The sequence below is a fragment of the Vibrio campbellii CAIM 519 = NBRC 15631 = ATCC 25920 genome, assembly GCF_002163755.1.
Lineage (GTDB): Bacteria > Pseudomonadota > Gammaproteobacteria > Enterobacterales > Vibrionaceae > Vibrio > Vibrio campbellii.
The window spans coordinates 3,046,549-3,065,863 of the sequence record NZ_CP015863.1 but is presented as its reverse complement, the minus strand read 5'-3'; the positions used below and the strand labels follow the sequence as shown (position 1 = coordinate 3,065,863).

The window sequence follows — 19,315 nt, the reverse complement described above, 5'->3', positions numbered from 1 at the left end:
AATTTTGCTTATGCACTCAATAGAATCAGGTAATTAGGTTTTGTCTTTTTTGGTCATTTTTTCGCATATATGACATTTGAGAGCTTGTCTCTCAAAACCAACACAGTTTACTATTCCTGTTCTTTTGATTTTTATATAGTCAACGATCATTAGTTAGAGAAACATCAATGAGCACGAAACAATTTAATCTTAAAGATGAGCATGAAACGGTAGCACTGGGCACCGCATTGGCTCAGCTTTGTTCTCAACAAACCACCATTTATTTGCATGGCGATCTGGGTGCAGGTAAAACAACCTTCAGTCGTGGTTTTGTCCGTGCTCTTGGTCATCAAGGAAATGTAAAAAGCCCGACCTATACTTTGGTTGAACCTTATCAATTGGATAAGTGGCAAGTTTACCATTTTGATCTTTACCGACTGGCTGATCCGGGAGAATTAGAATTCATGGGGATTCGCGATTACTTCACGGATGATGCGATTTGTTTGGTGGAATGGCCAGAAAAAGGGCAAGGAATGCTGCCACAGCCGGATCTTGATGTGGATATTCGCTACCAGGGCGAGCAGCGCGTAGCCGAATTAACGGCGAACAATGAATATGGTGTGCAGTTACTCAGTCGATTGGAGCTATGTTGAGTCTTTCAAAATTTAGAGTAGTGGCGGCATTTGTCGCCACTTTTCTCCTTATCATCCCCAATTTAGCATTTGCTAACGTCGTAAAAAGTTTCCGAGTTTGGCCTTCACCTGATGAGACTCGTGTCGTCATCGACCTGAGTGCAGAAGCTGACTATTCCTATTTCTCTTTATCTAGCCCGGATCGCTTAGTGGTTGATCTCAAAAACACCTCTATGCAAGCTAAGTTACCTGTTACGGTAACCGACAGCCCTGTGTTAAAGCGCGTTCGTAAGAGTTCGCCGCCGAACAAAGGCACATTCCGTTTGGTGTTCGAGCTGAAGAAGAATGTGAAAGCGGAGCTATTCACGCTTAAACCAACACCTGCTGGACAATATGGCCACCGTTTAGTGATCGATTTGCCGCATGGTGCGAAGAAATCCACACCAGCAACCAGTGCGACTAAACCGAGTAAGCCTACGACACCGAGCAAAGACATGAGCACGGTGCAACGTGCACAAGAAATTCTTATTGTGATTGACCCAGGCCACGGTGGCGAAGACCCAGGCTCGATTGGACCATCACGCCGCAAATACGAAAAAGACGCGGTACTGAGCATTTCTCGCAAGCTTTCTGCTCAATTAAATGCAGTACCGGGGATCAAAACACGAATGACGCGCAGCGGTGATTACTTTGTTAACCTTAACCGACGTGTTGCAATTGCTCGTGAGAACAATGCACACTTATTGATTTCAATCCACGCTGATGCGTTTACTTCACCAAAGCCGCGCGGTGGTTCGGTGTTCGTATTGAACACGCGTCGTGCAAACACTGAAATTTCACGTTGGGTCGAAAACCACGAGAGACAATCTGAATTGCTCGGCGGATCGGGTACGGCGTTTGTGAGTAATTCAAATGACCGCAACGTCAACCAAACCTTATTAGATCTTCAGTTCAGCCATTCGCAGAAGGAAGGCTATAAATTAGCGACAAACATTCTAGGTGAGATGGGCAAAGTGGCTCGTCTACACAACTCGAAACCAATCAATACCAGCTTGGCAGTTTTGCGCTCTCCGCAGATTCCGTCTGTGTTGGTTGAAACGGGCTTTATCTCAAACCCAACGGAAGAGAAGCTGCTGTTCCAGCGCTCTCACCAAGACAAGTTAGCGCGAGCGATCACTAAAGCGGTAGTGCAATACCTGAAAGATAACCCGCCAGAAGGTACGGTGTTCTCGTCTTCTTCTAAGCCTTCGGTTCACACAGTGAAGCGTGGTGAGTCGTTGTCTGTGATTGCTCAGAAATACGGTACGTCGACCAAAGCAATCATGAGCGCGAACAAGCTTAAATCAAGCGGTTTGGCGGTTGGTCAGAAGTTGAAAATTCCTGGTACTGGCGCTGCTTCTGCTTCTGCTTCTGTTTCTGTACCGAATACCCCAAATACCGTTGAGACCGAGACGATCACACATACTGTTAAGTCTGGTGAGTTCCTCGGTAAGATCGCTAGCCATTACAAGGTGAAGATTGCGGATATTCGTCGCGAGAACAATCTGAAATCAGACACAGTTTGGGTTGGTCAGAAATTGAAGATCACGGTCGCAGTGAAGGACAAACCAATCCGCAAGCACAAGGTTGCTCGTGGTGAATACCTAGGTAAGATTGCATCGAAATACGGCGTGAGTGTTTCCAGCATCCGCAAAGCGAATAACCTGCGTTCTGATGAACTCGCCGTGGGACAGGTGCTGATCATTCCAAATAAATAAGTGAGCTTATAACTCATCATGACCATTAAGATTTTGCCTGCTCGGCTGGCAAACCAAATCGCGGCAGGGGAAGTGGTTGAAAGGCCCGCCTCTGTCGTGAAAGAACTGGTAGAAAACAGTCTCGACTCTGGTGCCACTCGAATTGATATTGATATCGAGAAAGGGGGCGCTAAGCTGATTCGCGTGCGCGATAACGGCAAAGGGATTGTGAAAGATGAGTTAGGTCTGGCGTTGAGTCGTCATGCCACCTCTAAGATCCACACATTGGACGATCTTGAAGCTATCATGAGTTTGGGTTTCCGTGGTGAGGCGCTAGCGAGTATCAGTTCGGTATCGCGCCTGACCATAACCTCTCGTCCAGCGGCACAAGAACAAGCTTGGAGCGCCTATTCGGAAGGGCGCGACATGAAGGTTAAGTTGCAACCGACCGCACACCCAATTGGTACGTCGGTTGAAGTGCTCGATTTGTTTTTTAACACCCCCGCTCGTCGTAAGTTCCTTCGTACTGAGAAAACTGAATTTGCTCATATCGATGAATTATTGAAGCGCATTGCATTGAGCCGCTTTGATGTCACTATCAACGTGCGCCATAACGGCAAAATGATTCGCCAATACCGTGCGGCAAAGAACCAGCTTCAAACCGAAAAGCGTATTGCTGCAGTATGTGGTAATGCCTTTGTGCGTAATATGCTACGTATCGAATTGGAGCATCAAGGTCTTAAGCTGCATGGCTGGATTACCACGCCAGAAGGGGCGAGACAGCAGAGTGACTTACAATACTGCTACGTGAATGGTCGCATGATGCGTGACAAGTTGATCAACCACGCGATTCGCCAAAGTTACGAAACCAGCTTAAAGCCGGATCAATTCGCCGCGTATGTATTGTTTATTGAGCTCGACCCGCACCAAGTGGACGTTAACGTGCACCCTGCTAAGCATGAAGTGCGTTTCCATCAAGCCCGCTTAGTGCATGACTTTATCTATCAAGCTTTGGCAGACGCGCTTGCGCAAAGCTCAGTGATAGATAAACCACACGTAAACGAATCTGCATTCCACCATGCAGATCCTGCCCAGCCGATAGAACCATTTGAGGCGATGACGTCTGCTCATGAAGCAGCAAGTTTGCCGGAGCCAGTAAGTAAACCGGAGCAAACTGGTTCACCTGTACCTGGGCGAGTCTATCAAGCGATTGATAACACTCCAGCTTATCCGGGGCGTTCAGACTTTGAAACGAAACTTCGCGATAGGGCATCAAGTGATTCTTCTGTGCGGGAAGCACGTCCGGCAGACTCTTTCAGACGAACAGATTGGGTTGAGTCAAAACCTGCGCCTAAACCTAGTTCTAACAGAGAACAACGACATGCAGAGCCTGCGCCAAGTAAACAAGAAGTGCGCGCTTATCACGAGTTGCTTCAGACGCCTGATTTTGAGCCTCAAAAAGAAGCTCTAAAAGCGTCAGTTAGCATATCGGCAGAAGCTGCTTTACCGCCAGTTACGGCATTGAGTAAAGCGCTGGCCGTGGTGGACGAACAGTATGTATTGATGAGTAGCGATAGCGGTGCAGCTTTGGTCGCGTTGCCAAGAGCGGAATTTTATCGGACCAAAGGTCAGCTCACACCAAGTGACGGAGCGTTAAAAGCTCAGCCACTGTTGGTTCCATTATCCGTTAAGTTAGAGCCGGAATTAGTTGAGCTTGCGCGCGATTATCAGCAAGATTTTGCGCAGTTGGGCATTCAACTGAAAGCTCGAAATGACAAAGCTTTAATGGTCATGAGCGTACCATCACCACTGCGTCAACAAAACTTACAAAATTTGATACCAGATCTGCTATCTTACGCGCAAACTCGCGTGAGAGGAGAGGTGGCAACGGTTCAGCTGCTATCAGAGCTGATAGATTGGCTTGCTTTGCAGGTCACTACTGTTAAGAGCCACTATACTCTTTCCGAAGCCATTCAAATTATTGCGGAACTTGAACAGCTAAGACATGGTCAATTGCCATTAGAAGATACAAAATTTGTGTCTGCTGTTGATTTCTCTGCCACGATTGCCAAATTAAGACCATGACAGACAAACTACCTTTGGCGCTATTTCTAATGGGGCCAACAGCATCAGGTAAAACAGAGCTAGCGATTCGACTTCGCCAGAGATACCCAGTTGAGATCATCAGCGTGGACTCGGCGTTGATCTACAAAGACATGAATATCGGCACAGCAAAGCCAGATGAGCGCGAGCTTAGCTTAGCGCCACATCGTCTTATCGATATTCTTGATCCAAGTGAATCATACTCTGCGGCGGACTTCCGTCGTGATGCACTACAGGCAATGGATGACATTGTTGCAGAAGGAAAAATTCCGCTACTAGTCGGCGGAACCATGTTGTATTACAAAGCCTTACTTGAAGGCTTATCACCACTTCCTGCTGCAAATCCTGAAATTCGTCAGCAAATTGAGCAAGAGGCATTGACTAAAGGTTGGTCGGTGTTGCACGATGAGCTGAAAGAGATTGATCCTGTGTCAGCTGCGAGAATCCATCCTAATGATCCTCAACGTTTATCTAGGGCATTGGAAGTATTCCGCATTTCAGGTAAAACTCTTACTGAGTTGACTCAAACAAAAGGCGACAGCTTGCCTTACCGAGTCAAACAGTTTGCAATAGCTCCCAAGGACAGGGCAGAACTTCACCGTCGAATTGAACTACGTTTCGATAAGATGATGGAAGCGGGTTTTGAAGAGGAAATGAAAGCGTTGTACGCGCGCAAAGATCTTCACCCTGATCTTCCTTCTATCCGTTGCGTCGGCTACAGACAGATGTGGGAGTACTTAGATGGGGACTGCACACGCGACGAAGCCGTTTTTCGTGGCATATGTGCAACTCGTCAATTGGCCAAGCGTCAAATCACCTGGTTACGCAGCTGGAATGATTTAACTTGGTTGGATAGCGATAACATTGAACAGGCACTTGAAACCATGTCAGAAGCAATAGCATCTGATTGAGATAGCTGTGTATAATGTGATCGTTTTTGCGTGAACGCACTCTCAAAGGATCTGTTATTGGCGGTTTTTATACTATGCTGCTAATTACTTAGAGTGCATTTTTGATTCGTTTAGCTCAGATGCAAAAAGCAGTACCTTTTGCATTGCACCACTAGCTAAATAATTACAACTACAAATTAAATAAGGAAAATAAAATGGCTAAGGGGCAATCTCTACAAGACCCATTCCTAAATGCGCTACGTCGTGAGCGTATCCCGGTATCTATCTACCTTGTGAACGGTATTAAACTGCAAGGTCAGATCGAATCTTTCGATCAGTTCGTGATCCTATTGAAGAACACTGTTAACCAAATGGTGTACAAGCACGCAATCTCTACCGTTGTTCCGGCTCGTCCAGTGAGCCACCACAGTGGTGATCGCCCTCAAGGTGACCGTCCACAAGAGAAATCTGAAGATTAATTCTTCATTTAGTATTGCTAAAATAAGGAGTTGATTGCTTGTTTGACCGTTATGAATCCGGTGAGCGAGCCGTACTTGTTCATATCAACTTCACGCAAGAAGGTGAATGGGAAGACTTGGCTGAATTCGAAATGCTGGTATCTTCCGCTGGGGTAGAGGCGCTGCAAGTTGTGACTGGCAGTCGTCAATCCCCACACCCGAAATACTATGTCGGAGAGGGTAAGGCGCAAGAAATTGCTACTGCGGTACAATTAACTGGTGCTGAAATTGTGATTTTTAATCACTCCCTCTCTCCTGCCCAAGAACGTAACCTCGAAGCACTGTGCAAATGTCGAGTCCTCGACCGCACCGGTCTCATCCTCGATATCTTTGCTCAACGAGCACGAACACACGAAGGTAAGCTGCAAGTCGAGCTAGCCCAACTTCGTCATATTTCTACTCGTTTAATTCGCGGTTGGACGCACCTTGAAAGGCAGAAAGGCGGCATCGGTCTACGTGGGCCAGGTGAAACCCAGTTAGAAACCGACCGTCGTTTATTGCGTGACAGAATTAAAGCTATCCTTCGTCGTCTTGAAAAAGTCGCGAAGCAGCGTGAACAAGGGCGTCGTGCCCGAAACCGAGCTGAAATCCCAACGGTTTCTCTCGTGGGCTACACCAACGCGGGTAAGTCTACACTCTTCAACCGTATTACAGAAGCTGGCGTTTACGCGGCAGATCAACTATTTGCTACTCTTGACCCAACTTTACGTAAGATAGAGTTAGCAGATGTAGGGCCTGCAATACTTGCAGATACCGTTGGTTTTATCCGACACCTACCTCACGATTTGGTGGCAGCCTTCAAAGCGACCTTGCAGGAAACGCAAGAAGCTGACATTTTGTTACATGTTGTTGATGCCAGTGACGAGCGTTTTCGTGAGAATATTCAAGCTGTTCATGAAGTCTTAGAAGAGATCGACGCACATGAAGTGCCGACACTCGTAGTAATGAACAAGATTGACAATCTAGAAGAGCAGAAACCACGTATAGAACGTGATGAGGAAGGCGTGCCTCGTACGGTCTGGGTTTCCGCGATGGACGGATTAGGCATTGATCTTCTGTTTGACGCGCTGACCGAGCGTTTAGCGTCGCAAATGGTTGAGCATCAGTTGCGAATTCCTCCACAGTATCAAGGACGATTCCGTAGTACATTCTTCCAAATGAAGTGTATTCAACGTGAGGAATATGACCAGGAAGGTAACTTGTTGATCAATATTCGAATGCAACAGGTAGATTGGTCTAGACTTGAAAAAAGAGAAGGGGCAGTTTTAGTCGACTTTATAGTCACTTAAAGGACTGCTACAGTATAACGTCATATCAAATGATGGAGCTTTCTAATGGCGTGGAATGAGCCTGGAAATAACAACGGCAACAATGGCCGCGATAATGACCCTTGGGGTAATAATAATCGTGGTGGCCAGCGTCCTGGTGGCCGAGATCAAGGTCCGCCAGATTTAGATGAAGTGTTCAGCAAACTGAGTCAAAAGCTGGGTGGCAAATTTGGTAAAAAAGGCGGCGGCGGTGGTTCACCTATCGGCGGTGGCGGTAGTGCGATTGGCTTTGGTGTCATTGCAGTTATCGCGATTGCGGTGTGGTTCTTCGCTGGCTTTTACACCATCGGTGAAGCAGAGCGCGGTGTCGTGCTGCGTTTAGGTAAATACGACCGTATCGTGGACCCAGGTCTGAACTGGCGTCCTCGTTTTATCGACGAATACGAAGCGGTTAACGTGCAAGCGATTCGTTCGCTACGTGCATCAGGTCTAATGCTGACTAAAGATGAAAACGTAGTAACGGTAGCGATGGACGTTCAATACCGTGTTGCTGACCCATACAAATATCTATATCGCGTAACCAATGCTGATGACAGCTTGCGTCAAGCAACGGATTCTGCGTTACGTGCGGTAATTGGTGACTCACTGATGGATAGCATCCTAACAAGTGGTCGTCAGCAAATCCGTCAAACGACACAAGAAACGCTAAACCAAATCATCGATAGCTACGATATGGGCATCGTGATTGTTGACGTGAACTTCCAGTCTGCGCGTCCGCCAGAGCAAGTGAAAGATGCGTTTGATGATGCAATCGCAGCACGTGAGGATGAAGAGCGTTTCATCCGTGAAGCAGAAGCTTACAAGAACGAAATCTTGCCTAAAGCAACTGGTCGTGCAGAGCGTTTGAAGAAAGAAGCGCAAGGTTACAACGAGCGTGTAACTAACGAAGCACTTGGTCAAGTAGCTCAGTTTGAAAAACTACTACCTGAATACCAAGCGGCACCGGGTGTAACTCGTGACCGTCTGTACCTAGACACTATGGAAGAGGTTTACTCAAGCACATCGAAAGTGCTGATTGACTCTGAATCTAGCGGCAACCTTCTTTACCTTCCAATTGATAAATTGGCTGGTCAAGATGGTCAAACAGACACTAAACGTAAATCGAAATCGACTTCAACGTACGATCATATCCAATTGGAATCTGAGCGTTCGCAAGAAGACACTTCGAACATGCAGTCTCGTTCAACTGGTACACGTCAAGGGAGATACTAAGAATGCGTAAGTTAATGATCCCTGTACTGGTCATCGCACTGGCATTAATGCTGATGTCACTGTTTGTGATTCCTGAAGGTGAACGCGGTATTGTGGTTCGATTCGGTCGTGTCTTAAAAGACAATAACGACATCACTCGAATTTACGAGCCGGGTTTGCATTTTAAAATGCCGCTGTTCGATCGTGTTAAAAAACTGGACGCACGTATCCAAACAATGGATGGCCGTGCTGACCGTTTCGTAACGTCTGAGAAAAAAGACGTAATCATCGATACCTACGCGAAGTGGCGTATTGAAGATTTCGGTCGTTACTATCTAGCGACTGGTGGCGGTAACACGCTGACAGCTGAAGCACTTTTAGAGCGTAAAGTAACTGACGTTTTACGTTCAGAAATTGGTTCGCGTGAAATCAAGCAGATTATTTCAGGGCCACGTAAGAAGAGCCAAGATTTGGTCGGCGAGGTTGAAGGTGAACTAACGACTGAAGCCGCTCTTAAAGCTCTAGAAATTGATGGTGAACGTGATGTGATTATGTCTGAAGTTCTCAGCGATACGCGAGAAAGTGCGATGAAAGACCTTGGTGTTAGGGTTGTTGATTTTCGTATTAAGAAAATCAACCTACCTGATGAAATCAGTGAGTCGATTTACCGTCGTATGCGTGCAGAACGTGAGTCAGTAGCGCGTAAGTTCCGCTCTCAAGGTCGTGAGAAAGCAGAAGTCATCCGTGCACAAGCTGAGCTTGAAGTGGCAACGATTCTTGCAGAAGCAGACAAAACAGCTCGTGTAACACGAGGTGCAGCAGATGCAGAAGCAGCGAAGATCTACGCAGATGCGTACAATAAAGATCCTGAGTTCTTCAGCTTCCTACGCTCTCTAAAGGCTTACGAGAAATCGTTCAGCTCTAAGAGTGACATCCTTGTTCTGGATCCGAAGAGTGAATTCTTCCAATACATGAACAATGCGAAAGGCGCAGAAGCGAAATAAGCTCAGCGTTCAAGCAAATTGAAAAGGCTCCGTGATGGAGCCTTTTTTGTATCTCTATTTTGCACCTATCGGTGTGTGCTAAACAGACTTGAGATAGGATTCAGAAGTGCGATTAACTCATCATGATAGCGATGACAGCACCGGCCACTACTAAGCAGCCACCAATGCGACGTAAATGGTTATCAGGTTGTTCACTCAACTGAGCCACCATGTTACGCCAGCCATTTGGGGCGACCAACGGCCCAATACCTTCAACAATCAATACTAGCCCTATCGCTAGCCAAATAGACTCAGACATCATGATTCCTAGTTGAGTTATGAAAAGTAAATATTATCAGTGATGTAGTGATTTCGAAATGAACAAGGTTGGCGAGTTTGCATTCTAGTATCAACTCTGTGAACAAAAAATGACTGCAAGAAGAGTGATTCGGTGCTAGAATCCATTTTTAACTAGCAATCAGACTTGGAAAGATGGGAAATAACGTAGTCGTTCTAGGCACCCAATGGGGTGACGAAGGTAAAGGTAAAATTGTAGACCTTTTAACTGAAGATGCAAAATACGTGGTACGCTACCAAGGCGGTCACAATGCAGGTCACACACTTGTAATTGACGGTGAAAAAACCGTTCTTCACTTAATTCCATCAGGTATCCTTCGCGATAACGTAAAATGTGTTATCGGTAATGGCGTTGTACTATCGCCTGAAGCACTTCTGAAAGAAATGAAGCCTCTTGAAGAGCGCGGTATCCCAGTACGTGAGCGTCTTTTCGTTTCTGAAGCTTGTCCTCTAATTCTTCCGTACCATATCGCTATCGACAACGCGCGTGAAATCGCTCGTGGCGCGAAAGCTATCGGTACAACGGGTCGTGGTATCGGTCCAGCATACGAAGATAAAGTTGCTCGTCGCGGTCTACGCGTTGGTGACCTTTTCGATAAAGAAATGTTCGCTGAGAAACTGAAAGAAGTAATGGAATTCCATAACTTCCAACTAGAGCACTTCTACAAAGCTGACACAGTAAGCTACGATGAAGTTCTTGAGCAGTGCATGGGTTACGCAGATCTACTTACTTCAATGGTTATGGACGTAACTGACGAACTAGACGCAGCACGTAAGCGCGGCGACAAGATCATGTTCGAAGGTGCTCAAGGTACGCTACTAGATATCGACCACGGTACTTACCCGTACGTAACTTCTTCTAACACGACTGCTGGTGGTGTTGCCGCAGGTTCTGGTTTTGGTCCTCGTCACATCGGTTACATCCTTGGTATCACAAAGGCGTACTGTACTCGCGTTGGTTCAGGTCCATTCCCTACAGAACTATACGACGGTCTAGATAAGCAAGATCCAGTTGGTAAACACCTAGGTGATGTTGGCCACGAGTTTGGTGCAACGACTGGTCGTCTACGTCGTACAGGTTGGTTTGATGCAGTAGCAATGCGTCGTGCAATCCAAATCAACTCTCTAACGGGTATGTGTCTAACTAAACTAGACGTTCTTGATGGTCTTAAAGAGATCAAGATCTGTACTGGTTACAAGATGAAAGATGGCGCTATCCTAGAAGTTTCTCCAATGGCTGCTGAGTCATTCGAAGAGGCAACGCCAATCTACGAAACAATGCCTGGTTGGTCTGAGACAACATTTGGTGCTAAATCAATCGATGCGCTTCCACAAGCTGCTCTTGATTACATCAAACGTATCGAAGAACTAACAGGTGTTCCAGTAGACATCATTTCTACAGGTCCTGACCGTAACGAAACAATCATCAAGGTTCACCCATACGGTGCTTAATTCCTGATTGTTCAGGCAGTTGTAAAAGCCAGCGTTTATCGCTGGCTTTTTTGTATCTGTGAGTTAGGTTCATTACTGAAAAATGCGACTCACTGTGGCAAATATTTGCCGTTAAGCTTAAGTAGGAGGCAAAAATTGCCTAAAGCTTAACTGACCTTTGCCGATAAGGTTATCAAGCAGAGGAGATCCTTGGCTGATCTTTGGTTTTTTAGATACCTTAAAGAGTACATTTATGAAGTTACGAACAGTGGCTGCTTCACTGTTATTGATGCTGAGTGCGACATCGGCTAAGGCAAATGTTGCCGATGTAGGGGCGCCTGTCCCCATCTACACCGAAGCAGAGCTTATAAAGCTTATTGAGCAGAATAAGCACCTAGAGCGCGTGCGCGCTGATAACTGCCAGTTGGTAGAAGATATCGTGGCACGTGCGACGCGCATTAACTTGCCGTCTTATGAATTCCTTTATGGCGATATGTTGGCGTGGGGCGTGTGTGTAGAACAAGACGTAGAACTCGGTCTTTACTACATGGAAAACGCAGCCCACCAAGGTTTGCCAGCTGCACTAGAGCAGCTAGGTCGCTATTACTCTCGCGGTACTTTAGTCCAACAAGATAAAGAACGTGCAATCCCATACCTGCGAGAAGCGGCGGCAATGGGCAATCTAAATGCGCGTATTCATCTTGCTGAGCTACTGTTGCGTGATTATGGCAGTCCGCTCGACTACGAAGATGCTTACCGTTGGCTGTACAACTCGGTGACTGCCGACCAAAGAAAACACAAGCGTATTGCGATGCTGAGAAGTGGTCTTGAGCAACGTATGCCGCAAAACATTATTGCGCGTGCTAAGCGCCGCGACAACTTCTGGTAGATGTACTCTTAAAATACCAGTAACTTCATAAAGCTCTACCAATACATACAACAAAGCCCACATCATGTGGGCTTTGTTGTTTTTCCCCAAGCGTAATCGTGAGTGATTAAACGACTTTGTGTGGGCCGAAGCACTCGTAGTGGAATTGGTCTTGCGCTACACCAAGCTCAAGCAACTGCTTCGCGACGTGCTGCATAAAGCCAACAGGGCCACAGAAGTAGACTTGCACGTTGTCTTGCTTAAGGGCGGCTTCAATTTCCTTCAGGTTTACAAAACCACTGAAGTGGAAATCTTCACCCATCTTGTCATCTGCTGTTGGTTGGTTGTACCACACTAGCGAGTTCATGTTTTCTTTTGCATTCACAAGCTGGTTTACGTGCTGTTTGAATGCGTGCTGTTGACCGTTTTCTGCTGCATGCACCCAGGTTACTGACGCTTGGTGCTCAGAAAGGCTCTCAAGCATTGATAGAGTCGGAGTTAGACCAACGCCCGCTGACACTAAAACAACTGGTGTAGAAGCATCTACGTCCATAAAGAAGTCACCTGCCGGTGCTGCGAGCTGCACTTTGTCGCCGATGTTCAGATCATCGTGCAGGAAGTTAGACACTTTGCCGCCTTGTTCGCGTTTTACAGAGATACGGTAACTGTTCTCTTGAACTGCAGAGGATAGGCTGTATTGGCGAATCTCTTGGTTTTCAAACTTATCGCTGTTGATGTAGATACCTAGGTATTGCCCCGGTTTGTACTCAGAAACCATTTCACCATCGGTTGGTTTGAAAATAAAGCTACAGATGTTTTCACTTTCAAGCTGCTTGCCCACCAACTCAAATTCGCGCAGCCCACGCCAGCCACCTTGAAGTGCGGCATTCTCTTGGTAGATTTGCTCTTCACGTTGAATGAACACGTTCGCAAGCACGCCATAAGCTTCTGCCCATGCATCAATCACTTCCTGACCCGGAGATAACAATTCGTCGATCGTCGCCAGTAGATGTGTGCCAACGATTTGGTACTGATCTTTAGTGATCATAAAACTGGTGTGCTTGTGGGCGATCTTCTCTACTGCACCAAGCAGTGCTGGAAGGTTATCGATGTTGGCTGCATAAGCACAGATTGCATTAAATAGAGCTTCACGTTGGTCACCATTACGCTGGTTACTCATGTTGAAAATGTCTTTTAACTCAGGGTTATGGATAAACATGCGATCATAAAAATGTGCCGTTAGTTTCGGGCCAGTTTCAGCGATAATAGGGGCGGTTACTTTCACGATATCAATGGTTTGGTTGCTGAGCATAATGGATTCCTATTTAAAGTTGTATTTGTAATGCATGTTTAAAGTTGTATCTCAAATGTATCTTTTGATCAAGAAAAGAATTACAATTTTGCTATCTAGAGAGGATAGCAATATGCAGTTAACCAGTTTTACCGACTACGCGCTCAGAACCTTAATCTACTTGGCATCATTGCCAAAAGATGAGCTAACAAATATTACCGAAGTGACTGATTTATTTGGTGTATCACGTAACCATATGGTGAAAGTGATCAACCGTCTTGGACAGCTTGGTTATGTACATACAGTGCGCGGTAAAAACGGTGGCATTCGTTTAATGAAAGCACCGCAAGAAATCACAGTCGGTGGTGTGGTGCGTGATTTAGAGCCATTAGATTTGGTGAATTGCTCTGTTGAATTCTGCCATATCACGCCGGCATGTCGTCTAAAAGAAAAGTTAGCGAAAGCGAAATTGGCCTTTCTTGCAGAACTGGATGACTGCACGATTGAAGAGCTACTGAGCGATAATTCAGAACTGCTGATCTTACTTGCTCGTCCTTAGCCTTCTTAACGCTTTATAAATCTTCTTACTGACACTCTTTTTTAAAGCAATTTCTGTAGCTTATCGAGAGACTCGGATATACTAGCTCTATACCTTCCTTGCTAGATAGGCGTGCCTATGTCAGACAACATTCCAAACGATCCTTTCGCAGATCGTGAATCCAAAAATTACGAAAATCCAATCCCAAGCCGAGAGTTCATTCTTGAGTTTCTAGAAGAAGCAGGCGTACCGATGAATCGCAATGATTTGTTCGAAGCGCTGAAACTTAAAGGTGAAGAGCAGTACGAAGGTTTGCGTCGTCGACTGCGCGCAATGGAGCGTGATGGTCAGCTCGTGTTTACGCGCCGTCAGTGCTATGCGTTACCAGAAAAACTCGAGATGGTGAAAGGTTACGTAATTGGCCACAAAGATGGCCATGGTTGGGTTCGTCCTGAAGGCAGTGTCGGCAAGGATAATGACATTGTACTGCCGCATCACCAGATGAAGCACATCATCCACGGTGACTACGTGCTGGTGCAACCAACTGACAACAGCAAGCGTGGTCGTCGTGAAGGTCGCCTTGTACGTGTTTTAGAAGAACGTAATACGCAGATTGTGGGTCGTTTCTTCCTTGAATACGGCTACTCATACGTTGTGCCTGATGACTCTCGTATTAGCCAAGATATTTTGATCCCAAATGAGCACAAAGCGGGTGCTCGTATGGGTAACGTGGTCGTGATTGAGATTACTGATCGCGGCTCTCGCTCACGTGGCATGATGGGTAAAGTGGTTGAAGTCCTTGGCGAAAACATGGCGCCGGGCATGGAAACGCAAATTGCAATTCGTACCCACCAAATTCCACACGATTGGCCAGAAGCGGTTGATAAGCAAATTGAAAACCTGGGCGAAGAAGTTCCAGAAGAAGCGAAAGTAGGTCGTGTCGACCTGCGTGACTTACCGTTGGTTACCATCGATGGTGAAGACGCGCGTGACTTCGATGACGCCGTTTACTGTGAGAAGAAAAAGAGTGGCGGTTGGCGCTTATGGGTTGCGATTGCTGACGTAAGTTACTACGTACGTACAGACTCTGCGCTGGATAAAGAAGCCATCAACCGTGGTAACTCGGTGTACTTCCCATCTCAAGTGGTGCCAATGCTACCTGAAGTGCTATCAAACGGTTTGTGTTCACTTAACCCACAGGTAGATCGCTTGTGTATGGTGTGTGAGATGACCATCTCTGACACTGGTAAACTATCGGGCTACAAGCACTACGAAGCCGTGATGAACTCGCACGCTCGTCTGACTTACAACAAAGTGGGCGCGATTCTAGAAGGGGATGAAGAACTACGTATGCGTTATCACGCTGTCGTTCCTCATCTTGAAGAGTTGCACGCGATGTACAAAGTACTTAAAGAAGCGCGTGATAACCGTGGTGCGATCGAATTCGAAACCGTTGAAGCTAAGTTCATCTTCAACGCGGATCGTAAGATTGAAAGCATCGAGCCAGTGATTCGCAACGACGCACACAAGATCATCGAAGAATGTATGATCCTCGCGAACATCGCTTCAGCGTCTTATGTTGAGAAAGCGAAAGAACCAGCGTTGTACCGTGTTCACGAATCTCCGGGTGAACTGCGTCTGCAAGGTTTCCGTGACTTCCTAAGTGAGTTAGGTCTGGATCTGAAAGGTAGTCTAGAGCCATCACCAACCGACTATGCCGATTTGGTAAAACAAATCGCAGAACGTCAGGACAAAGAGCTGATTCAAACCATGTTGCTGCGATCAATGAAGCAAGCGGTCTACAACGCAGACAATGCAGGCCACTTTGGTCTAGCGCTGAAACGTTACGCGCACTTCACGTCGCCAATTCGTCGTTACCCAGACCTGCTGTTGCACCGCGCAATCAAGTACCTGATTGCTAAAGAAGAAGGCCGTAACCAGGATCGTTGGACGCCAACCGGCGGTTACCACTACTCGTTTGACGACATGGACTTCTATGGTGAGCAATGTTCGATGACAGAGCGCCGTGCAGACGACGCAACTCGTGAAGTGGCTGATTGGTTGAAGTGTGAATACATGCAAGACCATGTTGGCGACGAGTTGGATGGTGTTATTGCAAACGTGACCAGCTTTGGTTTCTTTGTTCGTCTGACAGAGCTGCACATCGATGGTTTGGTGCACATTTCGACGTTAGCGAACGACTACTACCAATTTGATCCGATTGGTCAAAGACTTATCGGTGAAAGCTTCGGTAACATCTATCGCCTAGGCGATGCGGTGAAAGTGAAAGTGCTTGCGGTTAACTTAAATGACAAGCAAATTGATTTTGAATTAATCGAAACAAGCCGTAAGCTACGCGGCAAAGGTAAGACTGCGAAGAAACGCGCAGCAGATGCCAAACGCAAAGCGAAAGAGAAAAAACGTGCGGCAACAAAAGGCGGCACTCGTGCAACACCTGCGATTGAACCAACCAAGCGACCAGAGCCTGCAGTAGCAGAAAAGCCTCGCCCAAATGGAGCAAAACGCAGTGACACTGAAGGCGCTAAAAAGCCGAAAGTGAAAAAAGCACGCAAGAAAAAGCCACACAGTAAGCCGAAGAAGACTAAGCGTACTAAGAGTGACGCAGAGTAGGCTGAATCGCCAATCTAGTCTGGATTTAAACGGGTAGATTGGCGCAGGCAATACGACCAGAACAACAGGTTAAACAATGAGTAACGAATTTATCTACGGCATTCACGCAGTGAAGGCGGTATTGGAACGCGAACCAGAGCGTTTTATCGAAGCGTATGTTTTAAAGGGTCGTCAAGACGATCGCCTAATGCCAATCCTGAACGATCTTCAGGTGTGTGGTGTTTCGATTCAACAAATGACACGTAAAACGCTGGACGACAAAGCGAACGGTGCTAACCATCAAGGCATCATTGCTCGTGTTAAAGCGGCGAAGCAGCTTAATGAAAATGACATTGATGGCATCCTAGCGCAGCACGAATCACCGCTACTATTGGTATTGGATGGCGTGACGGATCCGCACAACCTAGGTGCTTGCCTACGTAATGCAGACGCAGCTGGCGCAGCGGCGATAATCGTACCGAAAGATCGTTCTGCACCGATGAACGCAACCGTAAGCAAAGTCGCTTGTGGCGCGGCTGAGGTCGTGCCATTGATCCGAGTGACTAACTTGGCTCGTACTATGCGTACACTGCAAGAGCAAGGCATTTGGTTTGTGGGCACGGCGGGTGAAGCAACGCACGACATCTACCAAGCAAAACTGACGGGGCCTCTTGCTATCGTAATGGGTGCAGAAGGCGACGGCATGCGTCGTCTGACTCGCGAAACCTGTGACGATTTGATTAAGATCCCAATGGCAGGTAGCGTTTCAAGTTTGAACGTATCTGTGGCATCAGGCATTTGTTTGTTTGAAGCGGTTCGTCAGCGTATTGCAGCAAAGTAATTGCTAGACAAACTTCTAATAAACAAACAGTTACTGCAAAGTCAGACATAATGATAAAAACAAAGGATGGGGTGCCATCCTTTGTCGTTTTCACCGATTTATAAATAAAAATCTTCAGGGAAGTTATGACTCAACAAGATATTAAATTCATCGCCTTCGATCTTGATGGTACGTTGCTTGATAGCGTGCCAGATCTCGCGGTTGCGGCAGACCAATCAGTGCAAGCGCTTGGCTTTCCATCGGTTTCAGAAGAGCAAGTCCGTGATTATGTGGGCAACGGCGCAGACGTGTTGATCGGTCGTGCATTGAGCCAGAGCTTAACCATCAACCCAGATCTGAATGAAGAGCTTCGTGCTAAAGCACGTGTACTGTTTGATGATTACTACGAGCAAAGCGGTCACAAACTAAGCCACCTTTACCCAACGGTAAAAGAGACACTGGAAGAGTTACACAAAGCCGGCTTTGTTATGGCATTGGTAACCAACAAGCCTTCGAAGTTTGTGCCTGATGTTTTAGAAAAGCACGACATCGCAAAATACTTTGTTGATGTGCTAGGTGGCGATGCGTTCCCAGAGAAAAAACCAAACCCAATCGCACTGAACTGGTTGATGGAAAAGCACCAAATCCAACCAAGTGAAATGATGATGGTTGGTGACTCGAAGAACGACATTCTTGCAGCGAAGAACGCAGGTTGCGCCTCATTTGGTCTGACTTATGGTTACAACCATGGCGAGCCAATCTCAGCGTCAAATCCAGATTTCGTCGCTGACAGTTTGGCAGAATTATTGGACGTTGTAGCGGTTTCTGCATAACGGCTACAAAAGAGCTTCCAAAATACTCGTTAATGAGTACACTGAGTAAACCGTGCGCCTATCGCTGCACGGTTTTTTCATTTAATTAGATTAAGAAGTCAAAGGAATCATTCTAATGAGCAAACCCATTGTATTGAGTGGTGTTCAACCTTCAGGTGAACTAAGTATCGGTAACTACTTGGGTGCTCTACGTCAATGGCAGCAGATGCAAGACGATTATGATTGCCAATACTGTGTGGTAGACCTTCACGCGATTACGGTTCGTCAGGACCCTAAAGCGCTGCATGAAGCGACTCTAGACGCACTGGCGATCTGTCTGGCAGTTGGTGTTGACCCGAAGAAGAGCACGCTATTTGTTCAGTCACACGTACCAGAGCATGCTCAACTTGGTTGGCTTCTTAACTGTTACACCCAAATGGGTGAACTGGGTCGTATGACGCAGTTTAAAGACAAATCTGCACGTTACTCAAACGATAGCTCAAGCCAGTTTGGTGATGTAAATGTTGGCCTGTTTGATTACCCAGTACTCATGGCGGCAGACATCCTGCTTTACGGCGCACACCAAGTGCCGGTAGGTAGCGACCAGAAGCAACACCTAGAGCTAGCGCGTGATATTGCTAACCGCTTCAACAACATCTACTCACCAGAGCAGCCAATCTTCCAAGTGCCAGAGCCTTACATTCCGACGGTAAACGCGCGTGTAATGAGCCTTCAAGACGCAACCAAGAAGATGTCTAAATCTGATGACAACCGTAAGAACGTTATCACGCTGTTGGAAGAGCCTAAGTCGATCATTAAGAAGATCAACAAAGCGCAAACCGACACAGAAACGCCACCGCGTATTGCTCACGATTGGGACAACAAGGCTGGTATCTCTAACTTAATGGGTCTGTACTCTGCGGCAACAGGCATGAGCTTTGAAGATATTGAAGCGAAATACCAAGGCGTTGAAATGTACGGTCCATTCAAGAAAGACGTTGGTGAAGCCTTGGTGACTATGCTTGAGCCAATTCAGGCTGAATACCATCGCATCCGCGCTGACCGTACTTACATGAACGAAGTGATGAAGCAAGGCGCAGAGAAAGCATCAGCACGTGCGGCTGAAACGTTGAAGAAAGCATACGAAGTAGTGGGTTTTGTCGCTCGCCCATAGTTGCTCAAAAACATCAGAATTAAAAAAGCTCCACCATTGGTGGAGCTTTTTTAA

17 protein-coding genes are annotated in these 19,315 nt (G+C 46.6%); 15 read left to right on the top strand and 2 right to left on the bottom strand.

Annotated features, from left to right (window positions below):
* Positions 1-167: 167 nt before the first annotated feature.
* From tsaE to hflC, 8 genes are all read left to right on the top strand, one after another.
* Complete coding sequence (gene tsaE / locus A8140_RS14705) at positions 168-632, top strand: tRNA (adenosine(37)-N6)-threonylcarbamoyltransferase complex ATPase subunit type 1 TsaE (protein WP_005532167.1); 465 nt, start codon at positions 168-170, stop codon at positions 630-632.
* Positions 626-2,368, top strand: a complete 1,743-nt coding sequence (locus A8140_RS14700) for a LysM peptidoglycan-binding domain-containing protein (RefSeq protein ID WP_005532168.1) — start codon at positions 626-628, stop codon at positions 2,366-2,368. Before tsaE ends, A8140_RS14700 begins: the two co-directional genes overlap by 7 nt.
* Positions 2,369-2,386: 18 nt before the next feature.
* Positions 2,387-4,432: a DNA mismatch repair endonuclease MutL gene (gene mutL, locus A8140_RS14695; protein WP_005532169.1), complete on the top strand. Its 2,046-nt coding sequence runs from the start codon at positions 2,387-2,389 to the stop codon at positions 4,430-4,432.
* Positions 4,429-5,361, top strand: coding sequence for a tRNA (adenosine(37)-N6)-dimethylallyltransferase MiaA (gene miaA, locus A8140_RS14690; RefSeq protein ID WP_005438326.1), 933 nt, complete (start codon positions 4,429-4,431; stop codon positions 5,359-5,361). Before mutL ends, miaA begins: the two co-directional genes overlap by 4 nt.
* Before the next feature lie 194 nt (positions 5,362-5,555).
* A complete protein-coding gene (gene hfq, locus A8140_RS14685) occupies positions 5,556-5,819 on the top strand; it encodes an RNA chaperone Hfq (RefSeq protein WP_005438329.1) in 264 nt (87 codons plus the stop codon).
* Between the two features lie 38 nt (positions 5,820-5,857).
* Entirely contained in the window at positions 5,858-7,147 is a 1,290-nt protein-coding gene (gene hflX / locus A8140_RS14680) for a ribosome rescue GTPase HflX (RefSeq protein ID WP_005532170.1), read from the top strand.
* Between the two features lie 45 nt (positions 7,148-7,192).
* The gene (gene hflK / locus A8140_RS14675; protein WP_005532171.1) at positions 7,193-8,398 is read left to right on the top strand and encodes an FtsH protease activity modulator HflK; all 1,206 of its coding nucleotides are present in this window, start codon (positions 7,193-7,195) and stop codon (positions 8,396-8,398) included.
* Between the two features lie 2 nt (positions 8,399-8,400).
* Complete coding sequence (gene hflC, locus A8140_RS14670; protein WP_005432778.1) at positions 8,401-9,381, top strand: protease modulator HflC; 981 nt, start codon at positions 8,401-8,403, stop codon at positions 9,379-9,381.
* A 112-nt stretch (positions 9,382-9,493) separates the two neighbouring features.
* Here hflC and A8140_RS14665 read toward each other — a convergent pair whose 3' ends face one another.
* Entirely contained in the window at positions 9,494-9,679 is a 186-nt protein-coding gene (locus A8140_RS14665) for a DUF2065 domain-containing protein (RefSeq protein ID WP_005432777.1), read from the bottom strand.
* Positions 9,680-9,852: 173 nt separating this feature from the next.
* Here A8140_RS14665 and A8140_RS14660 point away from each other — a divergent pair, with 173 nt between their 5' ends.
* Entirely contained in the window at positions 9,853-11,169 is a 1,317-nt protein-coding gene (locus A8140_RS14660; RefSeq protein ID WP_005432780.1) for an adenylosuccinate synthase, read from the top strand.
* Positions 11,170-11,401: 232 nt separating this feature from the next.
* Positions 11,402-12,037 carry a flagellar protein MotX gene (motX, locus tag A8140_RS14650; RefSeq protein ID WP_005532172.1) on the top strand — a complete coding sequence of 212 codons (636 nt, stop codon included), beginning with the start codon at positions 11,402-11,404 and terminating at the stop codon, positions 12,035-12,037.
* A 106-nt stretch (positions 12,038-12,143) separates the two neighbouring features.
* On the opposite strand, the gene hmpA is transcribed toward motX, so the two are convergent.
* A complete protein-coding gene (hmpA, locus tag A8140_RS14645) occupies positions 12,144-13,328 on the bottom strand; it encodes an NO-inducible flavohemoprotein (RefSeq protein WP_005532173.1) in 1,185 nt (394 codons plus the stop codon).
* 112 nt (positions 13,329-13,440) lie between these two features.
* On the opposite strand from hmpA, the gene nsrR reads away from it, so the two are divergent.
* From nsrR to trpS, 5 genes are all read left to right on the top strand, one after another.
* Positions 13,441-13,866 carry a nitric oxide-sensing transcriptional repressor NsrR gene (gene nsrR, locus A8140_RS14640; protein ID WP_005432776.1) on the top strand — a complete coding sequence of 142 codons (426 nt, stop codon included), beginning with the start codon at positions 13,441-13,443 and terminating at the stop codon, positions 13,864-13,866.
* A 117-nt stretch (positions 13,867-13,983) separates the two neighbouring features.
* A complete protein-coding gene (gene rnr / locus A8140_RS14635; protein WP_005532174.1) occupies positions 13,984-16,476 on the top strand; it encodes a ribonuclease R in 2,493 nt (830 codons plus the stop codon).
* 76 nt (positions 16,477-16,552) lie between these two features.
* Entirely contained in the window at positions 16,553-17,296 is a 744-nt protein-coding gene (gene rlmB / locus A8140_RS14630) for a 23S rRNA (guanosine(2251)-2'-O)-methyltransferase RlmB (protein WP_005432756.1), read from the top strand.
* Between the two features lie 125 nt (positions 17,297-17,421).
* A complete protein-coding gene (locus A8140_RS14625; protein WP_005532176.1) occupies positions 17,422-18,108 on the top strand; it encodes a phosphoglycolate phosphatase in 687 nt (228 codons plus the stop codon).
* 115 nt (positions 18,109-18,223) lie between these two features.
* On the top strand, positions 18,224-19,261 hold the full coding sequence (gene trpS, locus A8140_RS14620) for a tryptophan--tRNA ligase (RefSeq protein WP_005532178.1): 1,038 nt from the start codon (positions 18,224-18,226) through the stop codon (positions 19,259-19,261).
* Positions 19,262-19,315 lie beyond the last annotated feature (54 nt).